The organism is Thermogutta hypogea (assembly GCF_055386265.1).
Window position 1 is genome coordinate 3,294,530 of sequence record NZ_AP042425.1, and the last position, 19,924, is coordinate 3,314,453.

At 64.7% G+C, this 19,924-nt stretch carries 13 protein-coding genes; 5 read left to right on the forward strand and 8 right to left on the reverse strand.

The features are described from left to right. Nucleotides 1-25: 25 nt before the first annotated feature. From ACZ5B4_RS11880 to ACZ5B4_RS11890, 3 genes are all read right to left on the reverse strand, one after another. A complete protein-coding gene (locus ACZ5B4_RS11880; RefSeq protein WP_464911445.1) occupies nt 26-1,366 on the reverse strand; it encodes a Gfo/Idh/MocA family protein in 1,341 nt (446 codons plus the stop codon). 185 nt (nt 1,367-1,551) lie between these two features. Then, nucleotides 1,552-3,474, reverse strand: coding sequence for a hypothetical protein (locus ACZ5B4_RS11885; RefSeq protein WP_464911446.1), 1,923 nt, complete (start codon nt 3,472-3,474; stop codon nt 1,552-1,554). Between the two features lie 80 nt (nt 3,475-3,554). After that, nucleotides 3,555-5,252 carry a DUF4091 domain-containing protein gene (locus ACZ5B4_RS11890; protein WP_464911447.1) on the reverse strand — a complete coding sequence of 566 codons (1,698 nt, stop codon included), beginning with the start codon at nt 5,250-5,252 and terminating at the stop codon, nt 3,555-3,557. A 405-nt stretch (nt 5,253-5,657) separates the two neighbouring features. Between ACZ5B4_RS11890 and ACZ5B4_RS11895 the strand changes: the two genes are divergently transcribed. Continuing rightward, on the forward strand, nt 5,658-6,047 hold the full coding sequence (locus tag ACZ5B4_RS11895) for a PilZ domain-containing protein (protein ID WP_464911448.1): 390 nt from the start codon (nt 5,658-5,660) through the stop codon (nt 6,045-6,047). A gap of 43 nt (nt 6,048-6,090) precedes the next feature. Here ACZ5B4_RS11895 and proB read toward each other — a convergent pair whose 3' ends face one another. Then, the gene (gene proB, locus ACZ5B4_RS11900) at nt 6,091-7,236 is read right to left on the reverse strand and encodes a glutamate 5-kinase (RefSeq protein ID WP_464911449.1); all 1,146 of its coding nucleotides are present in this window, start codon (nt 7,234-7,236) and stop codon (nt 6,091-6,093) included. Nucleotides 7,237-7,782: 546 nt separating this feature from the next. Here proB and ACZ5B4_RS11905 point away from each other — a divergent pair. The 3 genes from ACZ5B4_RS11905 (at nt 7,783) to ACZ5B4_RS11915 (ending at nt 10,311) form a co-directional block, all read left to right on the forward strand. Further along, nucleotides 7,783-8,397 (forward strand): lysophospholipid acyltransferase family protein, encoded by a 615-nt coding sequence (locus ACZ5B4_RS11905; protein ID WP_464911450.1) that lies wholly within the window; start codon nt 7,783-7,785, stop codon nt 8,395-8,397. 75 nt (nt 8,398-8,472) lie between these two features. Beyond that, nucleotides 8,473-9,438 (forward strand): phosphatidate cytidylyltransferase, encoded by a 966-nt coding sequence (locus ACZ5B4_RS11910; RefSeq protein WP_464911451.1) that lies wholly within the window; start codon nt 8,473-8,475, stop codon nt 9,436-9,438. 207 nt (nt 9,439-9,645) lie between these two features. After that, nucleotides 9,646-10,311 carry a metallophosphoesterase family protein gene (locus ACZ5B4_RS11915; protein WP_464911452.1) on the forward strand — a complete coding sequence of 222 codons (666 nt, stop codon included), beginning with the start codon at nt 9,646-9,648 and terminating at the stop codon, nt 10,309-10,311. A gap of 77 nt (nt 10,312-10,388) precedes the next feature. On the opposite strand, the gene ACZ5B4_RS11920 is transcribed toward ACZ5B4_RS11915, so the two are convergent. Genes ACZ5B4_RS11920 through ACZ5B4_RS11930 form a run of 3 tightly spaced genes read right to left on the reverse strand, consistent with a single transcriptional unit; the run spans nt 10,389 to nt 14,393 of the window. Then, nucleotides 10,389-11,801: a 3-hydroxyacyl-CoA dehydrogenase gene (locus ACZ5B4_RS11920; RefSeq protein WP_464911453.1), complete on the reverse strand. Its 1,413-nt coding sequence runs from the start codon at nt 11,799-11,801 to the stop codon at nt 10,389-10,391. Then, nucleotides 11,798-12,931 carry a HEAT repeat domain-containing protein gene (locus tag ACZ5B4_RS11925; protein ID WP_464911454.1) on the reverse strand — a complete coding sequence of 378 codons (1,134 nt, stop codon included), beginning with the start codon at nt 12,929-12,931 and terminating at the stop codon, nt 11,798-11,800. The genes ACZ5B4_RS11920 and ACZ5B4_RS11925 overlap by 4 nt, the downstream gene beginning before the upstream one ends. 28 nt (nt 12,932-12,959) lie before the next feature. After that, nucleotides 12,960-14,393: a hypothetical protein gene (locus ACZ5B4_RS11930; protein WP_464911455.1), complete on the reverse strand. Its 1,434-nt coding sequence runs from the start codon at nt 14,391-14,393 to the stop codon at nt 12,960-12,962. Nucleotides 14,394-14,640: 247 nt separating this feature from the next. Between ACZ5B4_RS11930 and ACZ5B4_RS11935 the strand changes: the two genes are divergently transcribed. Continuing rightward, nucleotides 14,641-16,719, forward strand: a complete 2,079-nt coding sequence (locus tag ACZ5B4_RS11935) for an alpha/beta hydrolase family protein (RefSeq protein WP_464911456.1) — start codon at nt 14,641-14,643, stop codon at nt 16,717-16,719. A gap of 37 nt (nt 16,720-16,756) precedes the next feature. Here the strand turns inward: ACZ5B4_RS11935 and ACZ5B4_RS11940 are convergent, their stop codons facing one another. Beyond that, a complete protein-coding gene (locus tag ACZ5B4_RS11940; RefSeq protein ID WP_464911457.1) occupies nt 16,757-19,597 on the reverse strand; it encodes an alpha-amylase family protein in 2,841 nt (946 codons plus the stop codon). Nucleotides 19,598-19,924: the final 327 nt, after the last annotated feature.

Sequence of the window (19,924 nt, forward strand, 5' to 3'; positions counted from 1 at the left end):
TGCGGGCGAAGACGCGCGTCGCCTTTCAAGCCTTGAGGTATTCCGCGGGGAATTTCCAGGGCTTGCGATATTCGGGCACGGCCAGGCGGGCCGCCTCCTCGTCGCCCACGATGGATTCCGTGGCCGGGTCGAACTGCACCGAGCGTCCCAGCCGGTACGATAGATTGCCCAGCACGATGGGGATATCGATCTTGATGTGATACTCCACATTACAGGAGGGTTGCCGGCGGTCCTTCACGCATTGGACCCATTCAATCTCGTGGCCTGGCGAGGGCGGAATGGAGGGTTCCGGCGGCGTGCGGTCCTTCATGCGGTCTCCCTCGGGGATGATTTCGTGCATCGAGTAGTTGCAGTACATCGTGCCGTCCAGGCCGTGGAAGTAGATGCCCAACCGCCGCTTGGGCACGGGTTCGCCGTGGAAGTCGAAACCGTAGCTATTGATCAGGCTGGACATCCAGGTCATGGTCAGGTTGGGATACTGGAAGAGCATTTCCTGGACGTCGGGGGCGTCGCCGTCGTCACGGATGACGTACCGCCCGCCCGAGCAATGCACCCGCGTCGGCAACCCCAAGTCCAAGGCCCAAATCGGCAGATCGATGATGTGGGGCGCCATGTTGGGCGTCCACCCGCCGCTGATATCCATCCAGGAACCGTGATTGTAGGAGTTGGCGGCGAGGATGGCGTTGAAGGGACGTTGCGGGGCGGGGCCGAGCCACATCTCCCAATCCAAGCCCGGCGGAGGCGTCGTGTTGGGGTCGTGTCCCACGCCCTCCGGCCCTTGGTTCATGACGTTGAACGTCCGCACGCAGCCCACCGGGCCGATGAAGCCGGCGCGAATCTTCTCGACCACGCGGCGGTAGTTCTCCGAGGCATGGATTTGCGTGCCGATTTGGACGATGCGTTGATGCCGCCGGACGGCGTTGCGGACGGCCAGGCTCTCGCCCAGGTGCAGCGTCATGGGTTTTTGCAGGTACATGTCCTTGCCCGCCTCGCACGCGGCGACGGCAATCAAGGTGTGCCAATGGGGCGGCGTGGCCACGATCACCGCGTCGATATCCTTTTGATCGAGGACCTCGCGGAAGTCCTTGTAAGCGCGGGCGCCTTCGTATTTCTTGACGACGGCCGCCGCGCGTTCATCCCAAACGTCGCAAGCCGCCGCCACGCTGACATCGGGATGTTGGGCGGTATTGGCCAGATTGGCCTGCCCCATGCCGCCGCAGCCGATCAAGGCCACGCGGAGCTTCTCGTTGGCCCCGCCGGTACCGCTCTGTCCTAAAACGCCTTGGGCCAACACCAAGGGCACGGCCGCGCCCGCCGCCGAGCGGTCGAGGAATCCCCGCCGGTTCATTTTCCGAGGTTGCGACATGGTTCGATCTCCGCTGAGGGTCGGCCAGGAATCGATGATCCACTCGGCGGCCCCGCCCTGCCGACCGAAATTGCGACAAGGCCGCCGAGTTCGTCGCGGCACGAATGCCGTGCCGCCGCGACTGGATCGCTTTCACCGAAACCTCCCCCCGAACGCCGGCAAAAACGCTCCATCCGGTCGCGTTCCTATTGCAACTCCACGATGCTCCAAAAGTCAAGTCCCGGCACCTCGATCTGCAATCCTTTTTCGACGGCTTGCAAACGCACTTCCACGGGTTCGACCCGGGGTGCGTACAAGGTCGCCTTGCGGAAGGTCTCCGCCGGGCGTCCCAAAACATCCGGGCTCAAGAGCACTTGGAAAGGCGGCCGCGGGTCCATGCGATCGTCCTCCTTGCGGTAGGCGCGATTCAAAAGATGCACCGCCAAGGTCGAGCCGCCCTGTCCGACTCGAACCCGCGGCACCACCAGCACCCGATCCGTACCTTGGACGCGAACCGGCTCTCCCAGCCGGGCCTGAATCGCGGCGACGTCGGACCAGACGACCGCGCGACCCTGCTCCGTCTCCGCTTGAAGCAGAGCGGCGAGTTCGGAGTCGGGCTGCAAGTCGGCGGGCACGACCAGCAATCGGTAGCGAGCAAGCGTCTCGCCGGTGATTCGATAGCCGGGCAACCAATCGTCGCCTTGCACGACCACGGCGAACGGCACATTGGCGTCGGCCAAGGTCCGCACGATGTCCTGGATGCTTCCTTTGCCCTGCCGCTGGGAATGATTGTCGTACAGAACCGCAAGGGGTGCCGCCGCTTCAAATGCGTCGAAGAGGTCGGCGTGCTCGCGCACGAAACGATAGAGCCAGACGTATTCCTCCGTCGGGCCGGAGTACCAGTGCGTGCCCTTTTGCTGCGTATAGCACCACATGCGGTGGGGCGCCATCAGGTTGTGGCCGAAGGCGTAGGACAGGGCCGCCCAAGTCCGCACCAAGCCCGGCAACCGGTGCTCGTTGATGTAGGCCCAATCCCCGCCGCTCGCCGTGGACGTCACGCTGCGGTGCAAACCGTCCGCCAGTTTGTAGGCGTAGACGGGTTGGAGCGGGACCTCCCGCGAAGCCGCCCGATGGTCCAACTCGCAGCAGAAATAGCCGAGGTGCGGGGTAATCGCCAGGTTCATCGGACCGTTGAGATTGGAGTTGACGGCCAGGGGCAACGGTCCGCCCTTCAACCGCTCGCCTTCGCGGCGAAACTCGGCCACGAAGTCGGTGACGGACCGGACGTGGAAATCCAGGAAGGCTTCGGCCGGCGGCAGCTTGGTCCGTTCCTTATGGTAGCGATCCGGCGTGATTCCCTGCTGCCGCAAGAACGCGCCGTAGTCGAAGGCATCGAGGTCGGCGACGCCCCATTCGCGAAGCTGCGCCGCGTCGTAACGGCTCCGCAGATACTCGCGGAAGCCCTTCATGCAATCGGGGCAGAAGCAGGCATCCAACCAGGTCACGGCGCCGGCCGTCCCCGTATAGTCGTCGATGTGCAGGGCATCGGCGCCGGCGGCGACGACGCGCTCCAGGCGCTGCCGCAGGTACGATCGATACAAGGGGCTGTTGGTGCAAAACCACCACGCCGGCTCCCCTTTGTGCTTGTGATCCCAAAGCCAGGGCACGATGAAGGGTTCGCCCGCGAAATTGAGGCATCGGGCCTCGGCGAAGCGCGGCGAGAAATCGATCATCCCGGCGAATTCCGTGCGGAAGCCCACGCTGGAGGCGAAGACGCGCACCCCCTTTTGATGGGCGACCGCGATATGCTCGCGATCGGCGCGCCCGGCCCAACCCATCACCGTGCATCCGTAAGCCTCGTAGAGGGCCGGATTGTCGTACATGAAGACCACGTCCGAACGCCGGATGACCCGCGGCGTCTCCGCGGCGTCGTCCCCCAAGACGGTTTCGCCGGCGGCGACTCCGCCGATCGCCAGCGCGATCACGGCCCGCACCGCGACGGCGACTCTTTTTCCGCCCGAAGCGGCGACCGACGGCGATACGAGGCGACTCGGCCGGACGCACGGCAGGCTTGCGATCTTCCGAACCCACGACAGCGGACGATCCAGGCACGAGGTCCGGGGAAGCATGATCAGGTCCTTTCCATCAAGCTCGACGTCGGAGGGAACACGGAAAGCAGGCGACGGGCGGGAGGCAGGTAGGAAGCGGGTCACGGACTCGCGGCGCGTTGCAGCAGCTCGGCCAGGCGAAGGCGCGCCCGATCATACGCCGCAGGGTCGGGGTTCCAATCGAAAAAGGAAGTCGTCAGTTCGCGGACGATCGCCTCGGCCTCGGCGCGGCGCCCGGCACGCTCCAGCATGGCCAAGTATTCGTAATCTTGGATGCCGTCGCGGAGGGCCTTGAGGCGCAGGCTGGGGACGATTCCGTCATAGCCGACGGGCCGCGCCGGATAAACCAAGGTCCCCTCGCCGTTGTACACGCGTCCCTTTCCCTCACTCTGTCGGCCGTAGGTCCACGGGTCGGTCCAGGGGTCTTCCGTCTGGTCCCAATACGACATCCCGCCCCAATACAGAATGCCGCGCATCCGATCGTTCCACGCCATCCACAGGGGCACGCGGTAATGCAGTAAGGGAAAGTCGATCTGCCACCACGGGGTCGGCCGGGCGCCTTGGCAGAGGGCCGTGTACGTCCAGACCGTCTCACCCAAGGCCAGCCTTTCCAGAGCGCTCTCCGGCCGGTGGAGGCAGAAGAGCGGGCACCAAATATCCACCGCGCCGTAGAGGTCGCCCCAGGCCGGATCCTGCGTCCATGTCTGCTCGACGACGAGGACCTTGAGCGCGGAGCGAAACTCCTTGATCGCTCGGCCCCACGTTTGCACGTACCGATAGGCTTCCGCGTCATTCGGTTCGTCCTTGAGGTAGGTGTAAAAAACGAGGTTCCGCCGATCCAAGGCTTGAGCCGCGGCATCCCAGGCGGCCAGCCACGCGCCCAAGCGATCCCGCTCCGCCGTGGGATATTGGATCGCCGAGGACGGATGCGGCGTTTGCACGGCGTTCACGTGATATCGGTCCACGAATTCCCGCAACGCGGCAAGATTCTCGTCCGGAATGCGGAAGGTGCCGTCCGGCTGCTCCACCGGAATCAACCACTGCCGGGGGGGCGTGGCATTGATCCGATGTTCGCTGACGAGGGCCGCACACTGTTCCTCCACCGCCGCCCAATCGGTGGGCGGTTCCTCTTTTCCCGCCCGAGAACGCTTTTGGTAGTATCCCCGCATCCGATCGGCGGGCGATCCCAGGGCCGTCTGAACGCTCGGCACCTCCGGCAGGGCGAAATCCCAGACCGTCAACGTCACGGGAATCTCCGCCGCCGCCACCCCTTCCGCCGTCAGGCGATAGACCCCGCGATAGACGCCGGCAGGCGCATCGCCGGGAACAAGCAGGTCCACCCAAAAGCCGTGCGTCTGCTCGGCCGGCAGATCGAAAGGCATGGCCGCATACCGCGCCGAGCCTAATGGCGTCCCCGTTCCAGGATGCAGCACGGGAATCAAGGCGTCCGGATACCAGCCGGCGCGGAAGCGGTCGTTGCGGACGCTGCCTGCGGTCAGTTCGAACTGATGTTGCCGATACAGCCGAGCAGCGGCGCCCGGCAGCACACGGCCGTTCGGCCCAAGCAAATCGCCGGCCACGAGCGAAACGGCGGCGAGCGGTTGGTCGCTTCGCATCAGGATTTGGAAGCCGCGGCATTCGTTGCGCGCCGCGAACAGCCGCGCTTCCGCCGTTGCTCCCGGCGCATCGTCACGGAGCACCCTCACGGTATCGGTCGCGATTCCGATGTGCCATTCGGCGCGGGCCGGCCAAGCCGCAAGGATGATCCCCAGGAGTGCGAAGTACTTCGCCGCGACCATGATGCATCCTCCATCGAAGAAGACCGCCGCGCCGACCCCTGCGCGACCCGGCGGTGATTCACGCCCGACTCGTACGGAAAATGCGCACCCATTTGCGGCCGTCCGAATCGGGCGAACCTTGCCCGTTTTCCAAGGCCTGTGCCGGTGTGGGTAGCTTAATCCCGAAGTCCGAGCGAAACAAGCCTGCGAAAAGTCGCCTCGCGGCGGAGGGCTCCGGGGTACCCGAATCCGCTCGTCCTATTCCGGCCCTGCCGATTTTGCGGCCGACCCCGCCCAATCCGCCGTTGCATCAACCGGGGTCCCCAACGCACAGACGGCGGCCCCGGCCTATGTTTGTTTAAAGGCCTCGGCGGATGTCAACCGACGTTGCCGCGGCCTCGGCAATCCGTATCCGAGGGGGCGGTCATGGGATCCTCCACCACCGAAACCGAAAAACTCGGCAAAGCCCCTGTCGCGCAACGATCCGCGGAGCAGCGGCGTAAGCACGAAAGGTTCAACTTTCCCGTCCTTCAGAAGATTTGTCCGTGTCGGGGTGATGTCATCCCCAGGCCGGCACGCTTCTTAACCGTTAAGTGCAAGGATCTATCGCGGGGCGGGATCTCGTTCTACTTGGACTTCGAACCCTCTTTCGACCGATTTATCTTGATGCTCTGCAACAAGGATCGAACGGACTACGTGCTGGGGGAAGTGATTCATCTGCAAGAGTTGCCGGCCGACTCGCCCGACCGCTATTTGGTGGGTTGCCGGTTGATCAGAAAGGTGAAATCCGCCGCCTGCGCAAGCGAAGAGGAATGACGCCGTTCGCCCGGCCGCCCATTATCACCGGGACACGAACAGATCACCGGGACACGAACAGATTGTCCCGATGAATGATTTCTTCGTAGGGCAACCAGCCGAGGATCTGGGCGATTTGCTTGGTCCGCAGCCCCTTGATGCGTCGCACCTCCTCCGCCGAATAGTTGCTGACGCCGCGCGCGAATTCCACGCCTTGCGGATCGCGGAGGGCCACCAAGTCGCCTTTTTGGAAGGAGCCTACCACGTCCGTCACGCCGATGGGCAGGAGACTGGTGCCCCGGTTTTCGATGGCCTGCCGGGCGCCGGCATCCACCACGACATGCCCCCGCGGCTGGATACTTAGGCCGAACCAGCGTTTTCTCGCCCCCACGGTCTCGCCTTGCGGGAAGAAGAGAGTGCCGACGGTTTCTCCGCGGATGATCTTGCGCAAGGCGCCGGGTTCTCGTCCCGCCGCGATGATCACGCTGCCGCCGGCGGTGGCGACCAACCGCGCCGCGCGCAACTTGCTCTCCATGCCGCCTTTGCTTAAGCCGGTCTTTCGGTCACGAACCAATTGGAACAGGCCTTCGTCGAACTTGCGGACGAGCGGAATCAACTGCGATTGCGGATCGCGCGGATCGCCGTCGTAAAGCCCTTCCACATCCGATAGCAACACCAGCAAGGGGGCGCCCAGCAGCGTCGTCACCAAGGCCGCCAAGCGATCGTTGTCGCCGAAGGTCATGCGCAGCTCTTCAACGGCCACGGTATCGTTCTCGTTGATCACGGGAACGGCGTCGTAGCGATGGAGCAGCGTCAGCAGCGTGTTGCGCGCATTCAGGTAGCTGACGCGGTTCTCGATCACGTCGGCGGTCAGCAGGATTTGAGCGGCCACGTCGCCGAAACGACGAAACTGTTCGTCGTAGGCTTCGACGAGCAGGCTTTGCCCGATGGAGGCCACCGCCTGAAGCTCGGCGAGATCGGTGGGGCGTTGCTTCAGGCCCAGCCTTCCCATGCCCGCGCCTACGGCGCCCGAGCTGACCAAGACCACCTTGCGTCCCGACTGCCGCACGTCGTGAAGCTCTTCAGCCAAGGCGGAAATCCGCTCCTCGTTGAGGCGGCCGTCGGGATGGGTCACGACGCGCGTGCCCACCTTGACCACGATCAAATTCGCCTCGCCGGCAATCTCGCGACGCACCAAATCGATCATCATGGAAGACACCGTCATGACGGAGCCGGAAACGCACGCCGAGACCTGCGCTCCAAAGTAAGACCGCCCGGCCGAACACGCCTTGAGCGAGGGATGAGCGCTGATCGCCCGCGCCCCGGAGCGCACATCCGTATCGGCAGGCCGCAGACCGATGCCCTTCCGTCCCCGCCGAGGTCAAGTTCAACGGCGCCGCAGGCTCGCAACCCCCTCATCCTAGCCCTTCGTTGCTCGGCGGACAATGCGAGGTGACCCTTGCCGTTCGTAGCGACCAAGCCGTTGTCCAATGTACCCACCGCCGGACTACGCCGGAGTCCCGGGAAGGCGGCATCCGCCGCGCGGCGCGCCGAGCCCGCCGTCGTCGCAACGGGACTCAAGGCTGCGCCGCCTTCAGCGTCGGCGCGCTGAAGAGGCGGAATGCGTATTCCGGGGTTTGCACACCACGGGCGGGGGGGTAATATGGACGTTTAGGGTAAGCTTTCGATTTCGTTTGAAACTCCCCGGCCTTCGATTACGAAGTCGCCGCGGCTCATATCCGGAACGGCGCGGGATATGATCCCCCACTTTTTGCGGATTCTTCTGGCTCAAATCGCGCAGTTGCTGAGCGGCGCCAGCGTCCGCTGGGTTGATTGCCAGCCCGACACCTGCCAACGCATCTATTTCGCCAATCACACCAGTCATCTCGACGCGGTGGTAATTTGGTCGTCGTTGCCGATCGCGGTTCGGGCGGTCACGCGACCCGTGGCGGCCAAGGACTATTGGGCGGCGGGGCCGATCCGGCGGTACCTCTCCGAAAAGGTCTTCAACGCCCTTTTGATCGACCGGCAAGACATCAAGGTCCACCAAACGCCGATCCAAGAGATTCTCAACGCGGTGGGCGACCGCTATTCGCTGATCTTATTTCCGGAGGGCGGTCGTTCTTCGGGGGAGGAGGTGGGAGAGTTCAAGAGCGGTCTCTATCATTTGGCCCGGCGCCGACCCGACTTGGAACTGATTCCCGTTTATTTGGACAATATGAACCGCATCCTCCCGCGGGGAGAATTCCTGCCGGTGCCGCTTTTGACCCGCATCACCTTCGGCCCGCCCATGTGGCTGGAGCAAGGCGAACACAAGCAGGCTTTTTTGGAGCGGGCCCGGGCCGCCGTGGTTCGCCTCCGTGATTTATAATCAGAAGCGGACGGCCGCCGCGTCGGCGCTCGCGTCTTCGTTTTCCAGCGGTCCTCGCCGATCTTCGAGCGTGATATGGATGCCGTAGCCTGGGGTTTGATGGGAGGAGTCGTCGCGCTCTTGATCATCGCCACGGTGGTGGTCAATTTGCTGCGGCGCAGGCTCCCCGACCGTCTCAATCCGGCCTTGTTGGAGAACATTTCCAGCCGGTTGCGGGCGTGGTGGTTGCTTTTGGCCGGACTGGCGGGGGCCTTGATGCTCGGCAAAACCGCCACCGTCGTGCTGTTCTTCCTGATTTCGTTTTGGACGCTTCGCGAATTCATCACCATCGCGCCGACGCGGCCGGGCGACCATCGCGCGCTGTTCTGGGTCTTCGTCTTGGCGACCCCCGCCCAATACCTTCTGGTGGCCCTGGCTCAGTACGAGCTGTTCGCCATTCTCATCCCCGTTTATGCCATGCTTTTTCTCCACGCGCGGATCGCCCTGTCCAACGACCCCGTGCAGTTCCTGGAACGGACGGCCAAGATTCAGATCGGCCTGATGATTTGCGTGTACTGCCTCAGTTATACGCCCGCTCTGTTGACGGCCTTGCCCCTCGATCCCGACGGCTACTCGCCGAACGTTCGCTTGTTGTTTTTCTTCGTGCTGATCACGCAGCTCAACGATGCCCTCCAGTTCGCCTGGTCGCAATTGCCCAGCCGCCACTACATCGTGCCCAATATCAACCCCGCGCGGACCTGGGAAGGGCTTTTGGGCGGAGCCGCCAGCGTGACGCTGCTGGGAGCGCTGTTGAGCTGGGCCACGCCTTTCGGTTCGAGCTGGGTCGCCGCGGGCATGGCCTTGGCCGTGGCGCTGGCCGGTTTCGCCGGCGGAATCACCATGTCGGCCATCAAACGAGATCGCGGCGTCAAGGATTATGGGACGCTGGTGGAAGGGCACTCCGGCGTGCTCGACCGGCTGGATTCGCTCTGTTTTGCGGCCCCGGTCTTCTTCCATCTCACCAAGCTCTACTTCCACTATGTCCCATTCGCCGCGGGATAAATCTCGCCCCCGCCGGGATTTTCGAACACCCCTCCGAACCGGACGTAAGTTGAAAATAGGAGATTCCCGCAACTGCGACCGAACGCCGTGCTCGCTTCGGCAACAAACCATCCGAGCGTCCAGGAAAGCTCGGCCGGGAATCACGCCCGGCGGCGACGCAAGCCCCCGATCGCTCGCCCGCCCAAACCCTTGGAATGACGATCCGGCATGACCGAATCCGCCCGCATCATTGCCATCGGCGACATCCACGGCTACTCGCGGCCGCTGGCGGCGCTGCTCAACGCCGTCCGCCCTCAACCCGGTGACACGATCGTCACGCTGGGCGATTACGTGGATCGCGGGCCGGACAGCAAGGGCGTCTTCGAGATGCTTCTGGCTTTGGAACAGCTCTGCCGACTCGTGCCGATTTTGGGCAACCACGATGAAATGCTGCTGGACATCGCCCACGGGCGGACGGAGTTTTTCGAGAACTGGTTGAGCTACGGCGGGACGACGACGCTGGCGTCCTACGGTTGCGCCCTGCCTTCAGAAATCCCCCCCGCTCACCTCGCCTTTTTGGAACGTTGCCGGGACTACTACGAGTCGGAGCGGCATTTCTTCGTTCACGGCAACTATTGGCCGGGCTTGCCCTTGGCCGAGCACCGCGCTCTGGAACTTCGCTGGGAGTCCCTGCGGCAGCGAACCCCCGGCCCGCACATGTCCGGCAAGATCGCCGTGGTCGGTCACACGGCGCAAAAAGACGGCGAGATTCTCGATCTCGGCTACCTCAAATGCATCGACACGTGGTGCTACGGGGGCGGATGGCTGACCGCGCTGGAGGTGCAGACGGGGACGGTCTGGCAAGCCGACCAAGAGGGACATCTGCGTTCATGATGCCGCAGGCCGATGCGAAATCGCTCGGCCGCGCAGCCGCTGGGGTCACGCCGGGGTCCGCCGCCCACGCGATCGGCTCAGTCGGTGCCGTTTCCCGATCGCCCCACGATGCGGCGAATCACTTGTTCCACCCGTTCGTTGACCACGAAAAAGGGATGGTGCCTTCCCAGCTCTGCCAGCTCCCGTACCAAGGCGGACTCGCCGATGACCTGTGCTAAACGGCACGGCCCGCCCCACCGCGGGGGAAACCCCAAGCCGAACACCGCCGCCGCGTCCACGCCCCGAGGATCGCCGATCACACCGTCGGCCAGCAGGCGAAAGCCCTCCAACATCATCCCCAGGGTCACGCGGCGAACGATTTCCTCGCTCGGCGGCCGCGTTTCCGCGGCGGTTTCCCACCAAGAGCGGATCCAATCTTCGCAGACTTCATCGCGTTGCGGCGGCGTGGTCCAGGCGGTCGTGCTTGCATAGCTGTAAAAGCCGCTGCCGCACTTCCGTCCCAGCCGTCCTCTCTTCAACAGGGTTACCAGGATGGGCGACGGGGCGACACGATCGGGGAAGGCCTGCCACAACACGCGACCGACCCGAAACGTGGTATCGATACCGATTTCGTCCATGATCTTGCACGGTCCTCCGACCCAGCCGCAGCGTTCGATCACGGCATCGACCTGGTGCGGCAACCAACCGTGCCGCAGCATGTGCAGCGCTTCGCTCAGAAACGGGAAGAGCAGCCGATTGACCGCGAACCCCGGCCCGTCACCGACTTCCAGCGGCAAACGACCCAGGTCCGCCGCCAGACGCCGCGTCGTCTCCAGGGTCTGTTGCGACGTGGCAGGCGCCCGCACCACCTCCACCAACATCCGCTCCCGTACCGGGTGAAGAAAGTGCAAGCCGAGAAAGCGCGCGGGCCGCGTCAACCCTTGCGCCAGCGTCGCCAACAGTATGCCCGACGTATTGCTGGCCAGCACGGCCGTGGGACTCAGAACGCTCTCCAACCGCGGCAGGAGATCGCGTTTGACGGCCTCATCCTCCACCACGCACTCCAGCACGAAATCGCAATCCCGGAGATCGGCAAGCTGGGAGCTCAGGCTGAGCCGGTCCAGCAAAGCCGAGATTTGGGACTCCGTGCATCCGGCCGCCGAGCAGTCTTGCGCGATCCGCTGCGGCGCCGTTTGAAGGGCTTGCGATTGCACCTCCTGCAAGGTCACGCGGCGACCGCATCGCAGGAACAAAGCGGCGATCGTACAGCCCATCAGACCGGCCCCGACGATACCCGTCCGGCCGGCCGTTCCCTTCACAACCTCAGGCGGAAGGCAGGCCCCGCCCATTCCTGACCGGCTCGGCACCGCCGGCGCGCCGTCGGTGAATTCCCCGAACTCCGCACTCTTGCCGTGCCGCATGCAATAACTTCGCAATTCGCGGAGGTAGTCCGCGGCAGCGGGCACCCCGGCCTGGGAATCGCTTAAGAGCCGTTGCCAGACGTCGGTCATGGCTGCTCCTCGGGGGAAACGGCTCCCGGCACAGGTCCGAACGGGACCGCGTGGGAGCGCGCCGGATCCGCTTGGACGTCCGGCGGATGGGCCCGAGCGAATTCCTCGCGCAAAGCCTCCAGCCGCTCGGCGTTTTCGGCGGGGCCGGATTGCCACGGGAAGTCCCGGGCCGGAGGCCAGTGCTCGGAAAGCCGCTCGTGGGCCGATTTCCGCACCGCATAGACCTGCGACGCGAGACCTTCCAAAAGCAAAGGAGCCGCCTGCCGCCACGGCCACCGCGAAACGGAACGTATCACTTCGAGCTGTACGTCACCGCCGGAATCTTGCAGCAGGCGCCAAGCCGCCGCCGAGACCTCGTCATCCGGCGCATCCGACGGCCGCAACTCCGCCAAGAGCCGGGCAACTTGCAGGCGGACGTACGGCGAGCGGTCGCTCGCGGCACGACGCACGGCCTCCTTGTCGCCCCCCAAAATCAATGCCTTGGCCGCCGCCGCGCGAAAGGCATCCCCTTCCGCCTCGGCCAACCGCCGCAACTCCTGCCGCGAGGTCGGAGTGTTGATGCGTCCCAAAGCGGCCACGGCCGCCAACCGTACCCCTAGGTCGGCATCCGTCAGCGCCCCGCCGACGAGCGTTTCCAACCCGGCATCGGCGGCATCCCCGGAGACACTCTCAAGAGCCGCGATCCGATCCGCGGAGCGGGGACTTTGAAGAGCGCGTGCCAATTCTTCCGAGGAGGGTTGCTTCGCCGGACTGCCTTGCACGTCGGTCGCCGGTCCTCCTTTCGCTTGAGTCGCGGCCTTCCCGCGGTCCTTGCCATCGGATTGGGGTGGGGTTGCATGGGCCTCGTCGCTTGCGCCCGTCGCCCCCGAATGCTCATCCTTCCCGGGGCCGTCGGTTTGCCGCGCATCGCGCGATGGTGCTTGCCCGGGGGACGCCATCGGTCGCGGTTCGCCGAGCCAAGCCACGCTGGAACAACCGTAGCACAGGCAGAGGAGTACGAGAGGAAGCATTGCCCGGCCGGGCACGCAAGCCTCGAAACTCAGCGGCATCCGGGGCAACACCGCCCGACAACCCGGCGTCGCGACCAACGCCGAGCCGGTTCGTCGCATCAAGGAAAATGTCGCCTCCATGCGTCAGGCCTCCCGTATCGGCCGGGAATTACCCGGTGGGAGCCGCGGCGGCGGGCGCGGCGGTCGGCGTCGCGGCGGGGGGCGCCGCCGGTTGCAGGGCCTGCACCGCCGTACTCAGCGTCCCCAATGCCCTGGGCAAGCGCTGCAACAAATCCGCGTTGGGATCGCGCGCGCTCGCCGCATCGTTGAGCGCCTTGGTCACGCCGTCCAGTGCCGTGGAGAGCTTCGCGGCGGCTTGTTCGACCGGCTGTCCGCCCACGGCGCTTCGCACGGCGCGCAAGCCGGTTTGGGCTGAGTACACGTACGAAGCAATGCGACGCGAAGACAGTTTGTTGGCGCTGCCCGCCAGGGAGGCCTGAACGTCGGCCACGCACAAGTCAAGCACCATCTTACCCAGCGCTTGCGTCACGGCGGCGAAATCCACTCCCTGAGCCGAGGACAGATTCAGCCCGCCCAAGGCCTGCGCCGCGGCCAAGCGAACGCGTACCGGTTCCGCGGCGTCGCCCACCATGCCGGTCAAGGCCTGCACGACTTGCGTATTGGCGCCCAAGGCCTGCATCCCGCCCAAAATGCCGATCGCACGCGCACGGAACCAGGCATGGACTTCGGCATCGCGTTCCGCCGGCGGATTCTTCTCTTGAGCCATGGACAACAACAAGGGTATCACCTGCGAGTTCAGTACGTTCGCATCGGCAATCCCGATGACGCAGTGGCGCTCCAGCCCGACCAAGGCGGCCAATTTGACGGCGTCGCTCTGCTGCGCGTCGGTGAGCGCTTCGATGATGACGGGCAAGGCCGCTGCACACGGAGCCGGGGGTTGCGTGCTCCCGACTCCTCGCTCGCGATCATTCAGCTCTCCGATCGCCAGCATCGCACTCACCCGCACCGCCGGATCCAGTTGCTCGTTCTTGACGTAATCGGCCAACGTCTGGAGGGCAATCTGGACCAGGAGATCGTGGGGCGGCCCACCGGCCCGGGCCATGTTCCCCAACTCCGAATTGGTCAGTTGCGTCCGCAACTGTTGCAACTTGGAACGGTTGGCCGCTTGAGTCCAACTGGGAAGAAAATAGTTGACGTAGTAGTCGCGGAATACCTGCTGCCCATTGGCGACGGCGTTGAAGTTGCCCTCGCGGAGCATCCGTTGCACGTTTTGACGCTGCGCCGCCAAGGTGTTATCCACCGACAGTTCCAGGTAGTTCGGCACCGCCGGGGGAACGGGCTTCGGCTCGGGGACTTCCGGCGTGGTCCCGGGCAGGGGGGGAAGGCCGGGGATGTTCGGCACGCCTCCGGGCGGTGGAGCGCCGGCCCCCGGTCCAGGGCCGCCCAAGCCCGGCGGCGGTCCCGGCGGCTGAGCCTGGACCACGCCCCACGCCCAACATACGGCCGCCAAGGCCGCGGTCCCGATCGGCAAAACCATCACGCCGCGACGAACCGAGAGAATAGCGCCCATCCGGTATAGCATGTTCTTTGTTTCCGCTGGCAAACGGACCGACGAAAGGGGACGAGGAACCACCTTTTAGGCTACTCTCGATGGAATCGGCATGTCAAGCTAAACGAGCATGGAATCGCAGCGGTTGATTGATCGTGACGGTCCAAGGCGGTAAACTCCCGTGCGACGGTTTGCGCCCGCGGCGAACGGCTTGATGGGACGATCGCCGCCGAGCGGTGTGGACGCCGTTTTTCGGTCCGATTAGCTTGGAGGATCCGCCATGAGGCCCCGCTACGCCGGTTTTGTCACGCTGGGTTTGGCTGCATTCTGTGCGTTCCGCGCCGCCGTGATGCCGCCGCCCGCCGCCGCCGAGGATGCCCCCTATCGCGTCTTGGGGGAAAAAGAGGACTTCGGTGCGCCGGGCGAAATGATGACGCATTACCTTTTCGCTGAAGTCGCCCGCGCCGAGCAGGCGTGGAAAGAGGCCTACGAGGCACGCAAGACGCCCGAAGCGATCCGGGACTACCAGCAGCGGTGGAAGGCGGAATTCGTGAACCGCATCGGCGGATTTCCGGAACCGACGCCGCTGAACCCGCAGACCGTGGGTACGCTTCAGCGGCGGGGCTACCGCGTCGAAAAGATCCTCTTCGAAAGCCAACCCAAACACTTCGTCACCGCCGCCCTCTTCCTGCCGGATGCCGACCGCTATCCGCCGCCGTATCCCGGCGTCCTGGTTCCTTGCGGGCACTCCAACGAGGCCAAGGCCTACCGGAACTATGCCGGCTACGGCGCCCTTTTGGCGGCGAACGGTTTGGCGGCCTTGGTCTTCGACCCGATCGACCAGGGCGAGCGTCATCAGTGGCAGGACCCCGACGGCAAGTTCACCCTCTGGGGAACCGCAGCCCACAACATGGTCGGCAAGGGCTGCATCCTGCTAGGTTGGAACACCGCGCGTTACGAAATCTGGGACGCCATGCGTGCCGTGGATTATCTCCAGGCTCGCCCCGAAATCATCCCCGACAAAATCGGTTGCTCCGGCATCAGCGGGGGCGGCACGCAAACCGCCTACCTGATGGCCCTGGATTCCCGCATCCTTGCTGCGGCCCCGGGGTGCTACATTTGCGGCCTGTTCGGGCGACTGCTGAAAACCAACGGACCGCAGGACGCCGAGCAAAACATCTTCGGGCAACTCGCCTGGGGCATGGATCACGCCGATTACTGCATGATGCGGGCGCCGCAACCGACCCTGCTGCTCACGGCCACCCGCGATTACTTCAATATCGAAGACGCTTGGGCCTCCTTCCGCATGGCCAAACGGTTGTACAGCCGTCTGGGCTACCCGGAACGCATGGAGCTGGCCGAAACGGACGAAGAGCATGGTTTCACCAAGCAGCTTCGCGAGGCCTCCGTGCGGTGGATGCTCCGCTGGTTGGCAGGCCGCGACGAAGTCGTCTTTGAACCGGAAGACCTCGACGTACCCACCGCGGCCGAGTTGCAATGCACGCCGCAGGGCGAGGTCATGTTGCTGCCGGATGCCCGATCGGTTTACGATCTGAATCGTGATCAGGCCGCCAAGCTGACCGAGCGCAGGGCCCAATTGCGGCGCGAACAGCCGCGCGAGAAGCTGAAGGAACACGTCGCCCGACTCGCCGGTATTCGTCCTCTTCAAGACTTGCCGGAACCCAAGATCGAGTCTCGCGGCGACCTGGAACGGGCGGGGTATCGGGTGCAAAAGCTCGTCTTCCAGGTTGAGGAAGGCGTCGTTTTGCCGGCCCTGCTGTTCGTGCCGCAGGGAAATCCCTCGGGCAAGGTCTTGTACGTTCACGAGCAAGGCAAGGCCGCCGAGGCCGCGCCGGGAGGGGCCCTCGAAGCCTTGGTCCAAGCCGGCAAGATCGTGCTGGCGGTGGACCTCCGCGGCACGGGAGAGACCCAGCGGACCGGACAACGCTATTTTCATCCCGACTATCACGGCCCGGACGGGCAGGACTTCTACATCGCGTATTTGCTGGGAAGATCGTACGTGGGCATGCGGGCCGAGGACTTGATGGTCTGCGCCCGGTGGCTTCAGGGGAACCAACCGCAAGGGGCCGCTCCGGAGTTGATCGCGGTCGGGCACCTGGGCATTCCGGCGCTCCACGCCGCGACGGTCGCCCCCGACCTTTTTGGTCGCGTGACGTTGATCCGGCCGTTCATCTCCTGGACGAACGCGGTCGAATTGGGCGTCAATAAGCTGCCGTTGGTGGGAACGGTGCACGGGGCGCTGGAGGTTTACGATCTGCCCGAGCTGGCCGCGCTGCTAGGAGATCGCTTGCAGACGATCGATCCGCGCGACGCCATGGGCCGCCCCGTGCAGCCTTGACGCAGCACGCACGCGAGAACTCGGACTGTCTGAAGGCTCAATCGATCACGACCATGTAATAGGGCGTGCGGTCGCGGGCACCGTCGATCAGGAATCGGCCGCCTGTGACCGGCAGCTCGCGACCTGTCTCGCGACCGGCCTGATCCAGCACCAGCACGCGGATGGTGCCCGATCGGCGGATCGTGATCTCGGCCGACACCGGCTCCATCCGAATCGGCCCCTCTCCCGGAACCAGCAAGCGCGTGCCGTCGGGCGAGACCTTGGCGTTGGTGTTACGGGCGCGAGCCAGCGCTGTGATCAGCAATGCGCGCGAGGCGGCCAGCGTGCCGTCCTTCTCCCGGGCCGTGACGTAAACGGCTCCGAAACGGCTTCGCGGGGCAAGGACCACCTCCCCCAGGTTGAAGGTCTCCCCTTGGAAAAAGCCGACGGCGGCCTTGGTCGCCGGGGTATTCAGGGTCATCCAACCACCGCGATTCCCGTCGCCTTCCCGCCACGCCAACTGGCCGGTCGCCGAAACGATGAGGCCGTCGTGGAGATACGGGCCGAGATCGAACGGCGGCGTCGGTCGAAAGGCGTCCGCGAAACTGACGACGCAGCGCGCCGCGGCCAAGGCTTGGGCGGGCACCTGGCTGCCGCTCAATTCCTTCGCGTCGTAGCCCTGAACCACACGATCCTCGAATCCCAATCGGCCCTCCCACAGCGACGGGACATGCACCTCGCGCGAGATGACGCGCTCGGATTCGACCACGTCGCCGCGCAAGACGTGCCGGGCGACCGCGGGAAAGACGCCTAGCACTTGCGGCGCGGTCACGTCCCACTGCTGCCGCCCCAATCGCTCGCTGAAGCCGCCGTCGTCCCCGTTCTGGAACATGAAGGAGACGTCCCAACCCTGCAAACCCAAGCCGTAGGCACCGATCACGGCCGGTCCCTCCACGCCCATCTCGTTGGGAAACACGTGAATCCATTCGGAGAGCATGAAGGGGCGATCGGCCGCCTGCTGCAAACCCGTGCTGAGCATGCCCGAACCCGCCCGCGACATCATCGTCGCATCGACCTTCTCGCCGCCGAAGTAATTGTGGCGGTCAATGGTACCGACCAAGTAATCGGAGTGGAGATTGGCGAAGTGACTAAAGGCCCGACCGGCCTGCCAATTGGAGGCCACCAACTCGCCGGAATACCCGGCCTCGCGCACGGCGCGGACGTAGCGCCCGTAGAATTCGCACTGCAATTGATAGAGGAATTGAAGCGTGTCCAGCAGCCGCCGCCTACGAAAGGCCTGCGATCCCGCCAGTTGGTCGGGGTCCCAATACCAGGGGTTTCCCAAAGGCAGAATGTTTCCCTTTTCCAGCCGTTCCGGTTCGCTCGCGGGCACCTCGCCGGAGAAACTATCCAAGGCCGCTTTCCCCCACGCTTCCACGAGTTTCTCGTGACTGCCATATTTCTCGGCCAACCATCGGCAGAATCGCTCGCCCGTCATCCGCCGCAGCGTCGCGCTCTTCTTCAGCGGTTCCATGGAGGAATAGAAGAGGATGCTCTGCTCGTTAATAATCTCGATGAAAGCCACGGCGGGGTCTTCCGCGTAGGTCAAGCCCGTGTAGGGATTCCGGTGCTCCAAGAGACGCCGAATCTGGAGGATTTGCACCTCCTGCAACTCCGGCGAGTAATGCACGGCGCTGTGCGGCGGTCGCACGCGGGCTGCGGATCCCGAAAAAGCGCCGAACTCTTCCAGGTACGGCACATATCGTCGATCCTTCGGCCCCAGCGACGGCGTTCCAAAGTGCGCGGAAAGCTTGACGAAAATGCCGGCCTCCTTGAACTTCGCCACTTGGTAGTCCATGCGATCCAAGGCCTGGGGATCGAACTCCAGGCAGCTTTCCGGGGACTGGATACCGGCCCAACCCGGCCCGTCCGCGAACTTGTGCAAACGCACGGCGTTGATGCCGTAACGGGCATAAAGCCGAGCCCGCTTTTCCGCCAATTCTCGTTCCGGAGCGCACGCGCTATAGCACAGGTTGAGGCCCCACAGCTTGATCGATCGATCGCCGTAATAGAGATCGTCGCCGCGGCGCGTGATGCGGCCGCGTCCTCCCGCCGGCTTGTCCAACCAGTCCTCCAAGCCGATCCGGCTCCCGTCCTCCAAGCCCGTCGCGGTCCATTCGTACCACGCGTCCAAGCCGGGCTCATCCGGAATGTCGGCCGCGGTCGGATACCAGGCCACGTCGTCGGGCAACGCTAACGTCAGTTCGATCCGAGGGCTTTCGGACGCCTTGAGACGGTCCGCGGCGAGGACGATCCGCGCCGCCCCATCGGCTTGAATCGTGACCGGGACCGCAAACTCGACGGCGGTCACGCGGTTCGCTTCGTCGTGCAACTCCATTTCCCGCACGTCGCGTCCGACGACGCCTCGCCCGAAGGGACACTTGACCGGTGATGCACCCTCCGCACCGCGAACGACGCCTTGCCGCCCTTGAAAGGCCCGGCCGGTCGCCATTTCCAACACGATCAACGTGAGGTCGGTGTCGCGCTCGGCCTTGAGCTCCACGGAGAGAGCAATCCGCCGGGCATCCAACGGCTCCGCGCGAAGTACGGCCCGGATCGGCACCCCCGTCCCGCCCAACACGGCGGAAAGCTCGCTCACCGCGGCCCGACCTTCCTTGCGAGCATCCGCTTTGAATCCGGTCCAAGCCCAATTCGGCCCCCAGGCCGCCGTTTGAAAACGCAGATAGTCTTCGCCGCGGTCACTGATGACCAATTCGCGGCCCTGGATAAAATAAGCGTCCATTGCGAGACACACGCGGTGCCCGGCGATGGTCGACCACAACGTCAAGCCCGCGATGATCGCTGCGCAACGCACCCCGACACGCCTCTTCTCGACCATGGGACGGCTCTCCGATCTGCTGCTGAATTTGGAGGATGGGCCACGCCGGCGGGCAAGAGCAGTGGGACGCCGGCGGGCAGCATGATGCGGGCCTGCGTCGCCGCCGGGTGAAGGGCGACTGTTCCGATACGCCCCGGCAACCGCGCCGGTCCCGCGATCCTTGAGCCAAGTATAGTCCGTGCCGCCCCCGCCCGCCACGCCGCGCGGACGGCCGTGCAGCGTCCAGGCGGTAGCGTCATCCGCCGCCGCGCCGGGGATTGTTTCACCGGCCGAACCGCACTATCCTGCCGTGAAAAAGGCGATTTCAAGAGGCACGCCGACGACGAC

Coding starts and splice junctions, on each gene's coding strand:
- ACZ5B4_RS11905 (WP_464911450.1), top strand. CDS start 7,783: ATGATCCCCCACTTTTTGCGGATTCTTCTGGCTCAAATCGCGCAGTTG.
- ACZ5B4_RS11910 (WP_464911451.1), top strand. CDS start 8,473: ATGGATGCCGTAGCCTGGGGTTTGATGGGAGGAGTCGTCGCGCTCTTG.
- ACZ5B4_RS11895 (WP_464911448.1), top strand. CDS start 5,658: ATGGGATCCTCCACCACCGAAACCGAAAAACTCGGCAAAGCCCCTGTC.
- ACZ5B4_RS11885 (WP_464911446.1), bottom strand. CDS start 3,474: ATGCTTCCCCGGACCTCGTGCCTGGATCGTCCGCTGTCGTGGGTTCGG.
- proB (WP_464911449.1), bottom strand. CDS start 7,236: ATGATGATCGATTTGGTGCGTCGCGAGATTGCCGGCGAGGCGAATTTG.
- ACZ5B4_RS11920 (WP_464911453.1), bottom strand. CDS start 11,801: ATGACCGACGTCTGGCAACGGCTCTTAAGCGATTCCCAGGCCGGGGTG.
- ACZ5B4_RS11940 (WP_464911457.1), bottom strand. CDS start 19,597: ATGGTCGAGAAGAGGCGTGTCGGGGTGCGTTGCGCAGCGATCATCGCG.
- ACZ5B4_RS11925 (WP_464911454.1), bottom strand. CDS start 12,931: ATGGAGGCGACATTTTCCTTGATGCGACGAACCGGCTCGGCGTTGGTC.
- ACZ5B4_RS11930 (WP_464911455.1), bottom strand. CDS start 14,393: ATGCTATACCGGATGGGCGCTATTCTCTCGGTTCGTCGCGGCGTGATG.
- ACZ5B4_RS11935 (WP_464911456.1), top strand. CDS start 14,641: ATGAGGCCCCGCTACGCCGGTTTTGTCACGCTGGGTTTGGCTGCATTC.
- ACZ5B4_RS11915 (WP_464911452.1), top strand. CDS start 9,646: ATGACCGAATCCGCCCGCATCATTGCCATCGGCGACATCCACGGCTAC.
- ACZ5B4_RS11890 (WP_464911447.1), bottom strand. CDS start 5,252: ATGGTCGCGGCGAAGTACTTCGCACTCCTGGGGATCATCCTTGCGGCT.
- ACZ5B4_RS11880 (WP_464911445.1), bottom strand. CDS start 1,366: ATGTCGCAACCTCGGAAAATGAACCGGCGGGGATTCCTCGACCGCTCG.